This is a genomic window from Paenibacillus dendritiformis (assembly GCF_021654795.1).
Lineage (GTDB): Bacteria > Bacillota > Bacilli > Paenibacillales > Paenibacillaceae > Paenibacillus_B.
In genome coordinates, this window is the sequence record NZ_AP025344.1 from 6191925 (window position 1) to 6208164 (window position 16240).

Sequence of the window (16240 nt, forward strand, 5' to 3'; positions counted from 1 at the left end):
TCGTCGAAAACCGTGATGGGTCAAGTTGAATTGGTTGCATGAATCAAGTAAAGTAGCAGGTAGAAGCTTGCATGCGAAAGGGTGAGAAACCGATGGAAGAGAAGCAGTTGGCCGAGATCTACTTTCAGCTCTCCACACTCGTTCGCCACGCCACTTCCTCTGGTATTGATAAAAAATTGAAAATATTGGAACGATCCGCCTATCTGCTCCTTCATGAGCTGTCTACCCGCGGCCCGCTCGGCGTCAAGGCGCTGGCGGATCATTTCCGGCTCGATATCTCCACGATCAGCCGTCAGACCGCGGGATTGGAAGCCAAGGGATATATCCGGCGCCTGCCCGATCCGGCGGATGGCCGCTCCAGTTTTTTCGAGATTACGGAAGCGGGCATTCACGAATTTGAACGTACGAGGCGCATTCGGGTGGAACGGCTTACCCGTTTTTTGCAGGAATGGTCTCCGGAGGAGTGTCACACGCTGCACCGATTGCTCGTAAAGCTGAACCATTCCCTGCAGGATGGGTGACAGTCCGGGGCTGACATCCTCTTGTGCTTGAACATCCATTCTCTCTCAATCCATGCCGAAGGGGGTACCTGCACCCGTGAAGACGGCCAAGAACAAGCAACCCGTCATCATGATTTCTCTCATAACAGCGGTATGTCTGCTCGGGGATTCGATGCTCTATGTCGTGCTGCCGATTCGTTGGCAGGAGTTCGGGCTCTCTTCCTTGTGGGAGGTCGGCATCCTGCTGTCTGTCAATCGGCTGGTGCGGCTTCCGCTCAACCCGCTGATTGGCTGGCTCTACCGCAACATGTCCAAGCGGGCGGGCATCCTGCTCGCCGTCTTGCTTGCCTCCGTGACGACGGCATCCTACGGGTTGGCTGGGGGCTTCTGGATCCTATTTCTGATGCGTTCGGTATGGGGGGTGGCTTGGAGCTTTCTGCGGCTGGGAGGCTATTTCACGATTATCGAGCTGTCGGACAAAACGAATCGGGGACATTTCATGGGCACCTTCAATGGATTGATCGGCCTCGGCAGCCTGGTTGGCATGCTGGCCGGCTCGTTCGCCGTCGAATGGTTCGGCATCCGAAATGTCACGCTTGCCTTCGGACTGGCCGCCTTGCTGGCCGTGCCGTTCGTGCTGAAGCATGTTGCGCCGAGCAGGACGGAATTGAATGACAGCGCTTCCCCAATAGACGGGACACCGGCCGTCAAGCCTTGGCAGGAGCCGCTGGTCGTCTGGACGCTGATCGCCGGCCTGCTCTCCGCGATGGTGTTCCAGGGCATGTTCAATTCGACGTTAAGCCGGCTCATTCAAGTGCATGAAGCGACGTATGTGAACCTGTGGACGTTCACGATCGGCGCCGCCTCGCTGGCCGGCATCCTGCAAGCGCTGCGCTGGGGGTTGCAGCCATGGCTGTCGCCCTGGATTGGGCGCCAATACGATGCCGCCCAAGATCAGGGCCGCCTGTTCGCCGTCTTGCTGGCGTGCGTCGCCTGCTTGCTCGTCATCGTGCCCTTCCGGATGCCGTTCGCCCTCTGGCTCGTGCTGCTTCTGGGGGTGCAGCTCGGCATCACCGCCGTCAGCACGATAGTGGACGCGATGGCTTCCAATGCGTCCACGCATGCATCGAGGCTGGCCGTCATGACCAGCTATACGGTAGCGACCGACCTCGGCGCCTCGCTGGGCCCGTCCATCGCCTATACGCTGGACGACATCGTCGGCACCTCCGCCATCTACTGGTGCGCCGCCGCCGTCCTCCTTCTTCTGGCCGCCAGATGGCTGCTGCCGTTCCGGGAGCCTGCGCGGCAAGGCCAGGCCGCGGCGCTGCACGAGCACCGGTAACGGCCCGTGGTGCCCGGCCTGCCGGGCATCGATGCCCCTCACGGAAAAAAGGGATTGTCTCACAGGCACTGCAAAATGATGGAGATGACGGGTTAACAGAGAATGTGGATGCGTGAAAAACGGCGGCGCGCAAAACCGGTGGAAGATGGATGAAGCAGTGAAATGCTGCGCGGATGCATCAATTTCTGCTCTTTAAGACGCTATTTGATGAAATTCCTGCAAAAGTACATGATGTTCATCGATTTTGGTCTTTTATCGATGGGATAGTCAGAAATTGATGCCGTTTTGCAGGATTCCTTGTAACGGAGTACATGTCATAAAGGAAAAGTGTATTATTGCAGTTTTTCGGCGAGTCGAGGAGAATCAAGGGGCTGTCTCCCTGTAGAAAATTCTACTTGTGGGACACCCCCTTTTTCACATTCCGAAATGGGTCTAGTTATTGATCATCTGCTTCACCAGCTCGCGATTGCGCTGCTTGAACAAGTCGTTGTGCGAGGAGACCATCCCATAGCTGTTCGCATCCGGCTGAATGAACTGCTTGGCCTTGTTCACCGCGTTGGCGGCATCCTGGAAGGCGCCCGCGATCAGATGCAGCTTCCCTTCATGGTGCAAGATATCGCCTGCCGCATACAGGCCCGGGATGGAGGACTCGCTGTTCGCATTGCCTTGGACATAGAAATTGTCCACCATCTCAATCTTCAGTTCGCTCTTTCCGAGCAGGGAGCTGTCCCGCTCATAGCCGTGATTGATAATCACTTCATCGATGGCCAGACTCGTCGTCTCTCCGGTCGCATGGTTGGTCAGTTCCACCCGTTCGATCACTTCATGATTGGCGCTGGCAATCAGCCTCGTTATCGTCGTGTTGAAATAGCATTCCACGGAGCTGTTCTTCAGTTGGGTCACCTGCGCTTCATGGCCTGACAGCTCCTCCTTGCGGTAGGTCAGGTACACCTTCTTCGCGATAGGCTCCAATTCATTGGCCCAATCGATCGCCGCGTTCCCGCCGCCCGAGATGATGACTGTCTTGTCCTTGAAATGCCGCAGCGACTTGACCGTATAGTTCAGATTCGATACCTCGAACCGTTCGGCGCCCTCGATCTCCAGCTTCTGTGGAGTAAGGATCCCTCCGCCGATCGCGGCGATAACCGTCTTGGAATAATGCTTCCTGCCGGAAGCGGCATCAAGCACGAATAGGCCGTCTTCATTTTTGGAAATGGATATGATTTTCTCGTTCAGCACCACTTCCGGATCGAAGGTTAAGCCCTGCTTCACCATCTGCTCAATTAATTGCGCCCCGGGAACCGGCGTGACCCCGCCGACATCCCAGATCATTTTCTCCGGGTAGACATGGACCTTGCCGCCCAGGCGGGGCTGATACTCGATCAGCTTCGTCTTCATCTCCCGCAACCCGCTATAGAAAGCCGAGAACAGCCCTGCCGGGCCTCCGCCAATTATCGTCACATCAAAGCATTCGTGCTGCGTCAATCCGCTCACTCCCGCATCATATTCTAATTGTAATTGATTATCATTATCAATTAGTATACATACCTTGCCTGCCCAATACAAGCGAAAAACTATTGACAGTTGAAAAGGTGGCAATCTATAGTAAGATCATGTTCGATACTGATAATCATTATCAATAATAATTCTATTTTACTCTATGGAGGTAGCATCATGGCTCGCCTATATACCGAGGCCTTAAATATTGGGTATGGTGAACGTCTTATCGTGAGAGACCTGAGCGTCACGATTCCCGACAAGAAAATTACGACTATTATCGGCTCGAACGGCTGCGGGAAATCGACCTTGCTGAAAGCGATCACCCGCATCATTTCCCATCAATCGGGCTCCGTCATTCTGGACGGCAAAAATATCGCAAGCGAGAATACGAAGCTGCTGGCGAAGAAGATGGCGATCCTGCCCCAATCGCCGGAGAGCGCAAGCGGACTGACGGTCGGAGAGCTGGTCTCCTATGGCCGCTTCCCGTACCAGAAAGGGTTCGGGCGCCTCACCAAAAAGGACCTCGACGTCATCGACTGGGCGCTGGAGGTCACCGGCACGAAGGAATTCAAGCACCGCACGGTCGACGCGCTCTCCGGCGGCCAGCGCCAACGCGTCTGGATTGCGATGGCCTTGGCGCAAGAGACGGATATTATTTTCCTCGATGAGCCGACCACCTATCTCGATATGGCGCACCAGCTCGAGGTGCTGGAGCTGCTCCAAAAACTGAACCGCGAGCAGGAGCGCACCATCGTCATGGTGCTGCATGACTTGAATCAGGCGGCCCGCTTCGCCGACTATATGATAGCGATGAAGAACGGCCGGATCGTCAAGGCCGGAGACTGCGAGGAGGTCATGCACCACGACGTGCTGAAGCAAGTGTTCCATATCGATGCCGAGATCGGCCGCGATCCGCGAACAGACAAACCGATGTGCGTCACTTATAATCTGGCCACCGTGTAAAAGAAGGAGAGCGTTACGATGAAAAAAGCGATTATTCCATTTATTCTATTCTGCCTGCTGCTGGCAACCGCCTGCGGCAACGGCTCAAATAACAGCGGCAGCCCTGTATCTAAGGACGCGCAACCGGAGTCAAGCGGCTCAAGCACGATCGCGTATCAGTCGGAGGACGGCCCCGTCGAGGTGCCGGCTCATCCGGAGCGCGTGGTCGTCTTGTCCAGCTTCGCCGGCAATGTGATGGCCCTGGACGTCAATCTCGTCGGCGTGGACTCCTGGTCGAAGATGAATCCGCGATTCGAGGAGAAATTGAAGGACGTTCAGGAAGTATCCGATGAAAATCTGGAGAAAATCATCGAGCTGCAGCCCGATCTCATCATCGGCCTGTCCACGATCAAAAATGTCGATAAGCTGAAGCAAATTGCTCCTACGGTCACCTTCACGTATGGCAAAGTGGATTATTTGACCCAGCATATCGAGATCGGCAAGCTGCTGAACAAGGAGAAGGAAGCCCGGGATTGGGTGGACGATTTCAAAAAGCGGGCGCAGCAGGCGGGCGAAGAGATTCAGGCGAAGATCGGCAAGGATGCCACGGTCTCTGTCCTTGAGAAGTTCGACAAGCAATTGTATGTCTTCGGCGATAACTGGGGGCGCGGCACCGAGATCCTGTACCAGGCGATGCATCTGAATATGCCGGACAAGGTGAAGGAAATGGCGCTCAAGGACGGTTATTATGCCGTGTCGCTGGAAGTGCTGCCCGAATTTGCGGGCGACTATGTCATTCTGAGCAAGAACAGCGATGCCGACAATTCATACCAGAACACGGATACGTACAAAAATATTCCTGCGGTAAAGAACAACCGGCTGTTCGAGGTCAATGCGAAGGAATTTTATTTCAACGACCCGTTGACGCTTGATTTCCAATTGGACTTCTTCCGCAAGAGCTTCCTTGGGCAATAGTACGGAGAAAAAGGCGATGCTCCGTGCATCTTTTACCATGAATCTATTACAGAAAAGATGAGAGAACGATGATGAAGGAAACGAAACGCACTCTTCCCTTTACCTGCAAATGGCTGGCCGGATTGCTGTTCTTCGCCGCAATGTTCCTGGTCGCGATGCGGTTCGGCGCGGCCGACACGACGCTTCACGATGTCTGGCTCGCCCTGACGTCCCGCGCCGCGGATGAGCATATTGCGCTGATTCGGGAGATCCGGCTGCCGCGGGAGATCGCGGCGGTCGCCGTCGGCGGGGCCTTAGCCGTCGCCGGCGCCATAATGCAGGGCATGACGAGGAATCCGCTGGCCGATCCCGGTCTGCTCGGGCTGACGGCCGGCGCCAATGCCGCCCTGGCCATCGCCATCGCACTGTTCCCGGGAGCCGGTTACTTGGGAATGGCGGCGGCTTGCTTCCTCGGAGCGGCGGCGGGAGCCGGATTGGTATTCGGGATCGCAGCCTTGCGCAGGGGCGGCTTCTCCCCCCTGCGGATGGTGCTGGCCGGCGCGGCCGTCTCCGCGCTGCTGTACGCGATTGCCGAAGGCGTGGCCCTTTATTTCAAAATATCGAAGGATGTATCGATCTGGACCGCCGGCGGCTTGATCGGCATGTCCTGGGTGCAGCTGCAAGCGGTGGGGCCGTTCATTGCCCTCGGCATTGTGATTGCCCTGCTGCTGGCCAGACAGCTTACCATTCTCAGCTTGAATGAGGAGGTGGCGGTCGGCCTGGGGCAGAAGACGAACCGAATCAAGGCGCTCCTGTTCACCGTCATCGTATTGCTCGCCGGGGCCTCCGTCGCACTGGTCGGCAATGTGACCTTCATCGGCCTGATGATCCCTCATATCGTCCGGGCCATCGTCGGGACCGATTACCGTTATGTGCTGCCGATGTCGGCGATCATGGGTTCATCCTTCATGCTGCTGGCCGATACGTTGGGACGAACCATTCATGCGCCGTATGAGACGCCGGTCGCCGCGATTATCGCCATCGTCGGCCTGCCCTTCTTCCTGTTCATCGTGCACAAGGGAGGGAAGGCATTCTCATGATCGAACCTGCTCTGCGCCTTAGACAGCGCCTTATCGTATCGGGCCTGCTGGCTCTTATTGTCATCACGATCGTTATCGGCATGGGGATGGGCTACGCCTCGCTGTCCTACGAGCGGTTGATCCCGACGATTCTGGGGCAAGGCAGCTTCAAAGAGGAGTTTGTCTTATTTTCCGTTCGTCTGCCGCGCATTCTGATCACGCTGTTGGCCGGGATGGGTCTGGCGCTGTCCGGCGCGATATTGCAAGGGATCACGCGCAATGATCTGGCCGATCCCGGCATCGTCGGCATCAACTCGGGCGCCGGCGTAGGTGTGGTTGTGTTCTTTTTATTCTTTCCGGTGAATGCCGGATCGTTCGTCTACTTGCTCCCGCTGGTCGCCTTCGCGGGCGCGCTGCTTACCGCCTGCTGCATCTATCTGTTCTCTTACAAGAGACAGCAGGGCTTGCAGCCGATCCGCCTCGTCCTCACCGGCGTCGGCTTCTCCATGGCGCTGTCCGGGGTCATGATCGTCCTGATCTCCTCGGCGGAGCGCGCCAAGGTCGACTTTATCGCCAAATGGCTCGCGGGGAATATATGGGGTACGGACTGGCCGTTCATCGGGGCGCTTCTCCCCTGGCTGCTGGTCCTGGTTCCGTTCACGCTGTACAAGGCCAACCGCCTGAATGTGCTTGCGCTTAGCGAGCCTGTCGCCATCGGGCTCGGGATGCCGCTGAACAAAGAGCGGCTCGTCCTCCTGTTCGCCGCGGTCGCGCTGGCCGCTTCGGCGGTGTCTGTCACCGGCGGCATCGCCTTCATCGGCCTGATGGCGCCGCATATCGCCAAAGCGATGGTCAGCCCGCGGCATCAGCTCTTCCTCCCCGTCGCCATTCTGATGGGCGGCTGGCTGCTGCTGGTTGCCGATACAATCGGCCGCCAGCTGGCCGATCCCGACGGCATCGCCGCTGGGATTATGGTCGCCTTCATCGGCGCGCCGTATTTCATCTATTTGTTGCTGAAAAAATAAAAGGTTCAGCCCAAAAATCCCTTGAGTTCGGATGCTCAAGGGATTCTCTGTGCAGTGGCGCTACCCGTCCGACAGCCGGGCCAGCTCCATGTCCGTGCATCGCAGCACCTCGCCAATCGAATGGCGGATGATCAGATCGGCCGCCCCATCCGCAGGGGTTGGCTCCCGGTTCACAATGACGAGCCGCGCCCCGCGCTCCTTGGCCAGCCGCGGGAATTGATTGGCCGGACTGACCTGCAGCGAGGAGCCGAGGACGAGAAGCAGCTCCACGCCGTCGAGCATCGCATCGGCCCGGACAAGCTCCCGCTCCGGCAGCCATTCCCCGAACAGCACCACATTCGGGCGCACCCGCCCGCCGCAGCCGTTCCTGGCGCAGCGGGTCAACCGCTTCGGCTCCACATAATCGGTGCAGGGATACTGTGCATGGCACGTCATGCACCGGAGGGTGCCCAGGTCGCCGTGCAGCTTCGCGATGGCCGATGTCCCGGCCTGCTCGTGATAATTTTCCACGTTCTGCGTGATGACGCCGCGGATGATGCCTCTTCGCTCCCAATCGGCCAATATCCGATGCCCCGGATTCGGCCCGTGCTTCCGCATCTCTCCGATGCGCCACCGGTAGAACCGGGCGAATTCATCATGGTTCTCCTCCATCGCGTCCAGGCTAGCCAATGCCATCGGGTCCCGATCGTTCCACATCCCTCTGTCCGCAGACCGGAAATCCTGCAGTCCGCTCTCGGTCGACAGGCCCGCTCCCGAAAATACGACCGTCGACGCCGATTCGTTCAGCCAGTTGGCAAGCATAAGAAGCCTCCTTCCGCATACAGAAGCACGGAGTTATCGTCCATTCAAATAAGGTTCCAGCGGAACCAGTTCCCCGTTGCTCCGAATTCCGATATCGCCGGACACCTGGACCAGATGGATATCCTTGCCGATGCGCTGCAGCTCAGCGCCGGTAGAACAATGAAACGCAACGGCCGAACCATCCTTCAACAGCACCCACAGCTCGCCTCCATTCCCCAGATGGATCGATATTACCTCCTGCTCCCGATCCCGGAAGTCATTGATTGTTACGATATTACGGGAATCATCCCATACCGTAATCGAACCGTCCTCATGCAATGCGGCCGAGAACGAACCGCCGGCATTCGCTATCGCGACGGATGCGGGAATCCCCTCTGGAAACTTGTGCGCGGCATATCCCCAGGCTACAACGGTCCCGTCTCGCTTCAGGGCCAGATTCGGCGCTCCGGCGGCAATGGCGGCGACATCGGTCAGCCCTGCCGCTCCGGTGATATCATTGAATTTGTCGCTCCCCCACGCGGCGACTGTACCGTCCTTCCGCAAGGCAAGAGAATATTGATAGCCGGCAGCCACCGCCATAACATCGTTCAGGCCGGCGGGCACAGTAGCTTCTCCTTGTTCATTACTGCCCCAGGAGACCACCGTGCCGTCCCGCTTCAGAGCCAAGGCATGCTTGTTCGAGGAGAGCGATATCGCCCCAATATCGGTCGCTGCGGCCGGAATCTTGCCCGATTCCGACGCCAGGTACCGTGACCACGTCGATAGCGTACCGTCCTGATGAACCACGGCATACTCCGCATAATTGGAGGAGAGCGAGACAATCCCGATCGCGGAATGATCCGGAAGCTGCACCTGCCGCGGAACATCCAACTCCATGACCGATCCGTCCATGGTCATGCCGAGCAGCCCGTCTTCGCCCTGAACCGAGATCGCCATTAGCTTCGGCAGACCTGCGATTGGGGAAATCGTTTGTTCTCTCCATACCGCCAATGAACCGTCGGCCCGCAGCAAATAAATCTCGCTGAAGCCTGCAGACAGGCCTACGATGTCCCGATAGGGCGCTTCATGGATCTTCCCCTTCGGAAATCCGTTGCCCCACGCTACCGCCGTGCCGTCCTTCCGAAGCGCGGCGGACACGCTGCTTCCTGCCGCCACCGCCGCTACGTTGTTCAGTCCTGGCGGCACCTTGGCCATTCCTTCATAATTCTTCCCCCATGCCGCAACCGTTCCGTCCTTTTTCAAGGCAAGCACATGATACGGTCCCGAAGACACATCCACCACATTCTTCAATCCGGCCGGAATGGAGAGCTTCCCGTTTCCTCCGTCATTGATATGGTGGTAGTAGCTTACCTTGCCGTTCCGGTGGACGATGAACAAGGTCCCCAGATTGGCCGATATCGACACCGCATCCTTTATTTTGGACAAGTCTGTGCCGCTGTGCGAGGAATGGAGACCCGAACCCGAACCCCATTGCGCGATCGTGCCGTCTTTTTTGAGCGCGAACGCCGCGTTACGCGATGAAGTAACGGCCACGACATCACGCAGCTTCTTCGGAACCGACGGCTCGCCCTTGAGCCGTTGGCCCCATGTCTTTACCGAACCGTCGCTATTCACCGCCATATAATGTGCGTTGGCCGCAGCCAGCTTTTTTTGGTTGTGCAGCGCATGCTGAATCGTGAGTGTCTTCGCTTCCGCCTGCACTGGCGACGGATGGCCGTAAGGAAATGCCGCCAGCATGACGACCGCCGCAATGAGAACCGCCTTCACCATGACATCGATTCGCTTCCCCGCTTTTTTTACAGGCCGATGACCGGATTCCTTCCGATATATGCCCATTTTGCATCCCCTTCCATGTGTATGTAAGACGTAGTGCCATGGACCCTCGCGACCCGTACTTTTTACTATACAATACTCTTCAACTCATTGGAATCCAATCCATACGATGGAAATCAAAAAACGAGGCGGGGAACGAGGGCAGCAAAAAAAACGGAGCCGCATTCACGGCTCCGCCTTCTTCAAACTGAACTATAAACCTTATTTGAGATCGGGTTCGTGTGGTTCTCCCCAGCATTCGACATTGCGTAGCGATTGGAAATGAGAGAGATGGAAGACCGGGTTGCGGCCCTGACGCTTCTGCTCCTGGTAATCCTTCAGCGCGTCGAACGCGATTCGGCTCAGCAACACAATGGCAATCAGGTTCGTAATCGCCATGAACGCCATGAACAGATCGGCCAAATCCCATACGATCGCGACCTTGGCAACAGACCCGAACAGAACCATGCCCACCACGGAAAGACGATAAAGGAACAGCCATGTTTTACTGCTCTTGATGAACTCAATATTCGTCTCCCCGTAATAATAGTTGCCCACGAGTGAACTGAAGGCGAGAAGGAACACGGCAATCGCGATGAAGCTAACGGCCCAGCTGCCGATATGATTGGCCAACGCGGCCTGAACAAGCTCAATACCCGTCAGATCTTCAGCGCCGTACGCGCTGGAGAACAGAACGATAAAAGCGGTTGCGCTGCAGACCAACAGCGTGTCCACAAACACGCCCAGAGCTTGAACCAAGCCCTGCTTCGCCGGATGAGTGACATCGGCCGCGGCCGCAGCATTCGGAGCGCTTCCCATTCCCGCTTCATTGGAGAACAGCCCCCGCTTAATCCCCATCATAATCGCAGCGCCCAATCCGCCGCCGGCCACCTGCTCGAAGCCAAATGCGCTCCGGACAATGAGTCCGATCACCGCAGGAAGCTCCGACAGATTGGTAACCACAATATAGAGGGCAAGGAGCACATACCCGCCCGCCATAACGGGCACCAAATATTCGGAAGCCTTCACGATTCGCTGCACGCCGCCAAAAATGACAAATCCGGTGAGGGCAGCGACAACGACCCCCACCCAGAAGCGATCCATGCCATAGGCGCTTTCCAAGGCCAGGGAGAGCGTGTTCGCTTGCACGGAGTTGAACACAAGGCCGTAGCATATCGTGATGAGAACGGCGAACAGCACGCCCATCCAGCGTTTGTTCAGCCCTTTCTCCATATAGTAAGCCGGTCCGCCGCGGAAGCCGCCCTTGTCCTTTACCTTATAGATTTGCGCCAGCGTCGATTCGATGAACGCGGTAGCCGATCCAATCAAAGCGATAAGCCACATCCAGAAGACGGCTCCCGGGCCGCCCGTGGCAATCGCGAGCGCTACCCCCGCCAGGTTCCCCGTGCCTACCCGGGAAGCCGTGCTGATGCAAAATGCGCCGAACGAGGATACCCCGCCTTGTCCTTTCTTGGAGCTGCTTGCGCCTTCACCCAATAAGCGTACCATCTCGCCCGCCATTCTAAATTGGACGAACTTCGTTCTGAACGTGAAGTACAAGCCTGCCGAGATCAAAATTACAATCAGTACATAAGACCAAAATGTATTGTTAAAAGAAATAATATCGTAGATAAACTCCAAAATTCTATCCACCTTCCTTGTGTTCGTCATAAGTTATCAACCGCTGCAGCATCTGGAAAACGTAAAATGATGGGCCCGTCATAATCGAGCTGTTCGGGTGGTAGAATCCTAGGGATTATCGTATAAAAAGAGTTTTACTTATTATACATTCACGAGAATTATATGTAAATAAAATCTAGTAATTGGCATTCTACACCCCTTGATTGGTTAACCGAATCACATCCAGCAGCGCTATTTTTTGCTTCGTCTTCTCGTGATACAGCCATCTGTCCTTCACATGATCTACGAACAGCACGCCATTTAAATGATCGATCTCATGCTGAATGCATCGCGCAAGATATCCTTCCCCCTTCAACGTGAAGGGCTTCCCTTCCCGGTCCAGGCTTGTCACGGTGACCGCATTCGCCCTCTTCACATGTCCGTAATAGCCGGGAAATGACAAACAGGCTTCCACGCCGTCCTGCTCCCCGCTTAGCTCCACAATCTCGGGATTGATCAGCTCGATTAAGCCTTCGCCGCAATCCATCACGATCGCTCTTCGCAGCACCCCGACCTGCGGCGCGGCGAGGCCGGCGCGCCCGTCGCTGGCATACAGCGTCTCCGCCATATCATCCAACAGCTTGAGGATTCGCGGCGTCAGTTCCTCCACCGGCTTGGCCACCTTCCGCAATATAGGGTCCCCAAAAGGCAATATTGCACGTTCCGCCATCACTTCACTCCTTCCTTCTTCATTGGTGGCGTATGCGCCCACAAATCATTGGGCGTGCAATCCAGCGCCGTGCACAAGGCGTCCAGCGTCTCGGCCTTCATTTGCCGCGGCTGCCCGTTCATCAATGCGCTTATCGACGGCGCGGACAAAATATAATTCGCTCTCTCGCGCAGCAAGCGGGACAATGCCGCCCCCGACCATATTCCCCTCTCCGCCATCACCTTGCGCAGCATCCATACGAGCATATGAATGATCCTCCTATTTCCGGAAATTTAGCTTGTGGCTAAATTTATTAGGTATTACCTAATATATGCGATAGCTTGCAAGATGTCATCAGAAATTGTCCAGAAACTATGATAAAAATCATTTTTTGCCGTGATAAATCGGCATCTCCCGGGGCATGGATCGTTCGCGGGAGGGCGATGACCGGATATGAAGCCGAAGACGGGAGATATTTATTGCGTATGGGTGGAATGGATGCACTCCCCGAGGAACGGCGGAAGCGCTTCAAGGAAGCGGCGCGTGACGACGCGATAATTGAGGTGGGCGGCCGGGCAGGTTCGCCTTCAACGCATCTCGCCGATGACAAGCTGCTGCGGAGCCTCTCCGACATGTCCGAGCTGGACAAGCTGCCATGTCTGACGCGCATTGTCGCCAGCCGTGCCGATGAGGCGCTGCTGCAGCCCAGACTAAGCGCCGCCGGGGTTCGGGTCGATAGCGCCAAGCTGTTCGGCGTGGGCGGCCGGATTCGGACTTCTCGATCGATATTGTGGACCCGGTCCTCAAGCGGCCCGCTGCCATCCCCATCCTCCCCCTTAGCAGTTCGGAGAATGGGGATATTTTCGTGCCCGGGCGGTTATTTCGAGATATCGACGAACCCTTCGCCGAACACGTCCCGCACATCATGAATCGTGATAAAAGCGTCTTTATCAATCGCTTTTACGATCTTTTTGAGCGTGCTCACTTCCTGCTTGCTGATGACGATATACAGAATCTCCTTCGGCATTTTCGTGTAATGCCCATGACCATATAAGACGGTCACCCCACGGTCCATGACCACATTGACCTGCTCCGCGATTTTGTCGTGCTCCTTGGACACGATCGTCACGGCTTTCTTCGGATTGACGCCTTCAATGATGAAGTCCATCACCTTCGTCCCGATATAGAGCATCACAATGGTGAACATGAGACTCTCCGCGCCAATAATGAAGTAAGAGGAAAAAGCGACGATCAGATCGAAGAATAACAGCGCATAGCTCACGTTCCAGTCCAGATACTTGTTCATGATCCGGGCCAAGATGGTGGTTCCCGCAGTCGTGCCCCCGACTCGGATAATCAAGCCGATCCCTACGCCCGTAAAGACTCCCCCGAATATCGTGTTAATGATCAGCTCATTCGATTCAATGCGCCAATCCTGGGTCAAATGCAGGAACAACGAGTTGAACACGACGGCGATGATTGTATATACGGTCGTATTTTTGTCCAGGAATTTATACCCGACGATGAGCAGAATGGAGTTCAGAATGAAGCTGACGAGCCCCGGAGACCATTGGAACAGGTAGTACAGTATGATGGTGACCCCCGTCACCCCGCCTTCGCCGAGCTCGTTCGGAATGACGAACAAATTGATGGCCAGCGCAAAAATGAATGCCCCCGCCATAATGACAAAAATATCGATGCAACGTTTTTTCATAATCCGATCCTTTCCCGCAACGCTTGTCGTGATCGCGGCAGCTAATCCGATATACGCGCGCAAGCCCGTATCCCCGTATATTTTATCAAAAAAAGGGAGTCCGGTATGCGATCCGCAGCAAAAAAGCACCTGACTTCACGCCGGTGCCTCTTGTTAAAACCCTATGCGGCAGTTCTATTCATCATGATAGGGATCCGCGGTCTATGTATCCATCGGGATATGATCCCAATCTTCCTCGTCGCAGCCGACCATCCAGAACAAGCCTCTGCGTCTTTCCATGACGATGCTTTCATTCATGCCGGCCGGGGATTCCTTCCCATGAATCCGGCTATCGACGCATGCCCAATGCAGCCGGTAGATTTTGTCGGCTTCATCCATGATTTCTTCCCGGCTGCGCAGGGCGGTCTTCCCATAGAATTCCTCGAACGAGTCGCAGCGGGACACGGCCTCAATCGCATACTCGCAGTCGCAAATCTGATCGGGGAAGTCGAGTGAATCCACCAGACCTAGCGCCCAGAGAAGGGGCCAGTACGCTTCGTACTGCCACACAATATTAACCGCCTCTTGCTCCGCCGGTTCGGCATCCTGCAGCAGCTTGCGCTCCTTCTCCGTCAGTTGATCCTCCACATCGAATTTACCCAGCATGCGCATGACGAATTCCTTCGATTCTTCCAAATCTCCGCCTTGAGTCACATCGCAAGCATACTGGATCACGATTAATAGAGCGACCGCTCTTCCCGCGATGTCCTCTTGCGTTTTCCACTGACAGGCCGCCACGGGCGGGAGCTGGGGCAAGGTCTCCAGAACGGGAATGCCGCGCTCCTGGATATAGGCGATGGACGCGCGCTTTCTCCGCTCGCCTTCCTCGGAGGTCATCTCCTGCCCCATCACTTTGTCGGTGCAGGCCCGGGGAGTGAAGTCGGCCGGTCCCGACGTTCCGTCGGGGTAGACAATCGCTTGCCCGTCGCTATCGAGAAGCGTCCCGTCCTCCAGGAACCCGATGCCATCGATGGCGGACATCAGCGCCGTGCATAATTGCAGGTGGCCTTCGTTCAGTTCCTTCTCCGCTTGGATCGCAAGCAGCGTATTGAACACGGAGATCTGCGCAAGGACCATCTCCTTCCGTTTCTCATCGGCAAAAGAAATGCGATCATAAAAGCCCATCATCCCGGGTATGTTGGCTTCGAAATAATCGGGATTGGTCTCCTCGGTCAACACCCGAATCGTCATCTTGTCCTTTTTGAACAGCGAGTTGGATTGGATGATATAATCATTGCCACTCTGTTCGATCCTATAGCTTGACGCGAACACGTCCGCTATCTTGCCCCCGATATCCTCGATATCGTTCTTGGAAGCAAATATGCTGAAATATTTCAAGCTCCATGACCTCCCCGGAATGCATATATTGCTAGCCTACTTGACTTCCGAAGCGGCTGTCAAACGCACGAATGCATTTTCCGTCCTTGGATCTATCCATTACGGCGTACACAATACGCTCGAAGAACCGTCCGTAGCCTTCGTTCATGAGCAGTTCGTGCCACCAGGCGGCGACCAGCTCCGGATCATTGCGGAACACGCCGCACCCGTAGGCGCCCAAGACTAGATTGCGGTCCCCCCGATCGGCGAAGATCGCCAGCGCGAGCCGCATGCGGTCTCGCATGACCCGCTGCGCTTGCTCCGGATCCTCGCCCTTGAGCAGCACCTGCCCGTAATTCACTGCCGGCAGCGTCAACACCGAGGCGGTCACCGGCTGCTCCAGCAGCTCGAACCGCTTGTCGCGGAAAAACACCACGTCCGGCGAGTAGATGGCATGGTCGGTATACATCATCGATTTGCAGGCCCGGTTGGCCCGATAATAGCCCTCATGGCGAAGCTGCGTGGCGTACAGGCCGCTTGATGCGGCGAGGCTCTCCTCCTGCGCCATCGCCCCGTTCAGGAAGCCCCCGCCCGGATTTTTGGCGCTGGCGAAGTTGAGCACGCCGACCCGTTCGGCGCCGGCCCGGGCGAAATCAAGAACAGCCTGCACCGTCGCCTCGTTGATAACCGTTTGCACCGCCGGCTTCCCGGCGGAAGGCGGCGTACCGTTCCTCACCAGCCCGGCCCCCTCTTCGGGGGTAATGAGCGCGCTGTTGTCCTCCGAATATTGCTGGGCCGCGGCGAAATCAATCCGCCGCCCGTTCATTTCATAATATCCTTGCCGCATATAGCGCAGCGTATCTTGTGCGATTCCCTTTCGTTTCAT

The 16240-nt window shown here is 56.3% G+C and carries 16 protein-coding genes; 7 read left to right on the forward strand and 9 right to left on the reverse strand.

The genetic code is table 11. The features are described from left to right. The first annotated feature begins 92 nt into the window (after positions 1–92). Positions 93–521: a MarR family winged helix-turn-helix transcriptional regulator gene (locus tag L6439_RS27475; protein WP_213470998.1), complete on the forward strand. Its 429-nt coding sequence runs from the start codon at positions 93–95 to the stop codon at positions 519–521. A 76-nt stretch (positions 522–597) separates the two neighbouring features. Further along, positions 598–1842: an MFS transporter gene (locus L6439_RS27480; RefSeq protein WP_213470999.1), complete on the forward strand. Its 1245-nt coding sequence runs from the start codon at positions 598–600 to the stop codon at positions 1840–1842. A 432-nt stretch (positions 1843–2274) separates the two neighbouring features. Here L6439_RS27480 and L6439_RS27485 read toward each other — a convergent pair whose 3' ends face one another. Continuing rightward, entirely contained in the window at positions 2275–3327 is a 1053-nt protein-coding gene (locus L6439_RS27485; RefSeq protein ID WP_213471000.1) for an NAD(P)/FAD-dependent oxidoreductase, read from the reverse strand. 189 nt (positions 3328–3516) lie between these two features. On the opposite strand from L6439_RS27485, the gene L6439_RS27490 reads away from it, so the two are divergent. The 4 genes from L6439_RS27490 to L6439_RS27505 all read left to right on the forward strand — a co-directional run bounded on the left by L6439_RS27490 (position 3517) and on the right by L6439_RS27505 (position 7342). Beyond that, positions 3517–4305, forward strand: a complete 789-nt coding sequence (locus tag L6439_RS27490; protein ID WP_168181825.1) for an ABC transporter ATP-binding protein — start codon at positions 3517–3519, stop codon at positions 4303–4305. 18 nt (positions 4306–4323) lie between these two features. Further along, positions 4324–5259, forward strand: a complete 936-nt coding sequence (locus L6439_RS27495; protein ID WP_213471002.1) for an iron-hydroxamate ABC transporter substrate-binding protein — start codon at positions 4324–4326, stop codon at positions 5257–5259. 68 nt (positions 5260–5327) lie between these two features. Further along, the gene (locus L6439_RS27500) at positions 5328–6338 is read left to right on the forward strand and encodes a FecCD family ABC transporter permease (protein ID WP_213471003.1); all 1011 of its coding nucleotides are present in this window, start codon (positions 5328–5330) and stop codon (positions 6336–6338) included. Beyond that, positions 6335–7342 carry a FecCD family ABC transporter permease gene (locus tag L6439_RS27505; RefSeq protein WP_213471005.1) on the forward strand — a complete coding sequence of 336 codons (1008 nt, stop codon included), beginning with the start codon at positions 6335–6337 and terminating at the stop codon, positions 7340–7342. The genes L6439_RS27500 and L6439_RS27505 overlap by 4 nt, the downstream gene beginning before the upstream one ends. Before the next feature lie 60 nt (positions 7343–7402). On the opposite strand, the gene L6439_RS27510 is transcribed toward L6439_RS27505, so the two are convergent. From L6439_RS27510 to L6439_RS27530, 5 genes are all read right to left on the reverse strand, one after another. Next, positions 7403–8143, reverse strand: a complete 741-nt coding sequence (locus L6439_RS27510; RefSeq protein ID WP_213471007.1) for an NAD-dependent deacylase — start codon at positions 8141–8143, stop codon at positions 7403–7405. 33 nt (positions 8144–8176) lie between these two features. Continuing rightward, the gene (locus tag L6439_RS27515) at positions 8177–9979 is read right to left on the reverse strand and encodes an RCC1 domain-containing protein (RefSeq protein WP_213471008.1); all 1803 of its coding nucleotides are present in this window, start codon (positions 9977–9979) and stop codon (positions 8177–8179) included. Positions 9980–10177: 198 nt separating this feature from the next. Then, the gene (locus L6439_RS27520) at positions 10178–11596 is read right to left on the reverse strand and encodes an alanine/glycine:cation symporter family protein (RefSeq protein WP_168181831.1); all 1419 of its coding nucleotides are present in this window, start codon (positions 11594–11596) and stop codon (positions 10178–10180) included. Positions 11597–11786: 190 nt separating this feature from the next. Then, complete coding sequence (def, locus tag L6439_RS27525; RefSeq protein ID WP_213471010.1) at positions 11787–12305, reverse strand: peptide deformylase; 519 nt, start codon at positions 12303–12305, stop codon at positions 11787–11789. Beyond that, a complete protein-coding gene (locus L6439_RS27530) occupies positions 12305–12550 on the reverse strand; it encodes a helix-turn-helix domain-containing protein (protein ID WP_168181833.1) in 246 nt (81 codons plus the stop codon). The genes def and L6439_RS27530 overlap by 1 nt, the downstream gene beginning before the upstream one ends. A gap of 219 nt (positions 12551–12769) precedes the next feature. Between L6439_RS27530 and L6439_RS27535 the strand changes: the two genes are divergently transcribed. Further along, positions 12770–13213, forward strand: coding sequence for a polysaccharide deacetylase family protein (locus tag L6439_RS27535; RefSeq protein WP_213471012.1), 444 nt, complete (start codon positions 12770–12772; stop codon positions 13211–13213). Here L6439_RS27535 and L6439_RS27540 read toward each other — a convergent pair. The 3 genes from L6439_RS27540 to L6439_RS27550 form a co-directional block, all read right to left on the reverse strand. Continuing rightward, on the reverse strand, positions 13162–13998 hold the full coding sequence (locus tag L6439_RS27540; protein ID WP_168181834.1) for a YitT family protein: 837 nt from the start codon (positions 13996–13998) through the stop codon (positions 13162–13164). The two genes, L6439_RS27535 and L6439_RS27540, sit on opposite strands and share 52 nt — an antisense overlap. 201 nt (positions 13999–14199) lie before the next feature. Continuing rightward, positions 14200–15375, reverse strand: coding sequence for a DUF4272 domain-containing protein (locus tag L6439_RS27545; RefSeq protein WP_213471014.1), 1176 nt, complete (start codon positions 15373–15375; stop codon positions 14200–14202). Positions 15376–15406: 31 nt separating this feature from the next. After that, entirely contained in the window at positions 15407–16240 is an 834-nt protein-coding gene (locus L6439_RS27550; RefSeq protein WP_168181836.1) for a TIGR02452 family protein, read from the reverse strand.

Bases quoted from the DNA above. Each gene is read 5' to 3' on its own strand.
- L6439_RS27515 (WP_213471008.1), bottom strand. From the start codon at position 9,979: ATGGGCATATATCGGAAGGAATCCGGTCATCGGCCTGTAAAAAAAGCG.
- L6439_RS27550 (WP_168181836.1), bottom strand. From the start codon at position 16,240: ATGAAACGAAAGGGAATCGCACAAGATACGCTGCGCTATATGCGGCAA.
- L6439_RS27490 (WP_168181825.1), top strand. From the start codon at position 3,517: ATGGCTCGCCTATATACCGAGGCCTTAAATATTGGGTATGGTGAACGT.
- L6439_RS27510 (WP_213471007.1), bottom strand. From the start codon at position 8,143: ATGCTTGCCAACTGGCTGAACGAATCGGCGTCGACGGTCGTATTTTCG.
- L6439_RS27540 (WP_168181834.1), bottom strand. From the start codon at position 13,998: ATGAAAAAACGTTGCATCGATATTTTTGTCATTATGGCGGGGGCATTC.
- L6439_RS27535 (WP_213471012.1), top strand. From the start codon at position 12,770: ATGGGTGGAATGGATGCACTCCCCGAGGAACGGCGGAAGCGCTTCAAG.
- def (WP_213471010.1), bottom strand. From the start codon at position 12,305: ATGGCGGAACGTGCAATATTGCCTTTTGGGGACCCTATATTGCGGAAG.
- L6439_RS27530 (WP_168181833.1), bottom strand. From the start codon at position 12,550: ATGCTCGTATGGATGCTGCGCAAGGTGATGGCGGAGAGGGGAATATGG.
- L6439_RS27500 (WP_213471003.1), top strand. From the start codon at position 5,328: ATGATGAAGGAAACGAAACGCACTCTTCCCTTTACCTGCAAATGGCTG.
- L6439_RS27475 (WP_213470998.1), top strand. From the start codon at position 93: ATGGAAGAGAAGCAGTTGGCCGAGATCTACTTTCAGCTCTCCACACTC.
- L6439_RS27505 (WP_213471005.1), top strand. From the start codon at position 6,335: ATGATCGAACCTGCTCTGCGCCTTAGACAGCGCCTTATCGTATCGGGC.
- L6439_RS27495 (WP_213471002.1), top strand. From the start codon at position 4,324: ATGAAAAAAGCGATTATTCCATTTATTCTATTCTGCCTGCTGCTGGCA.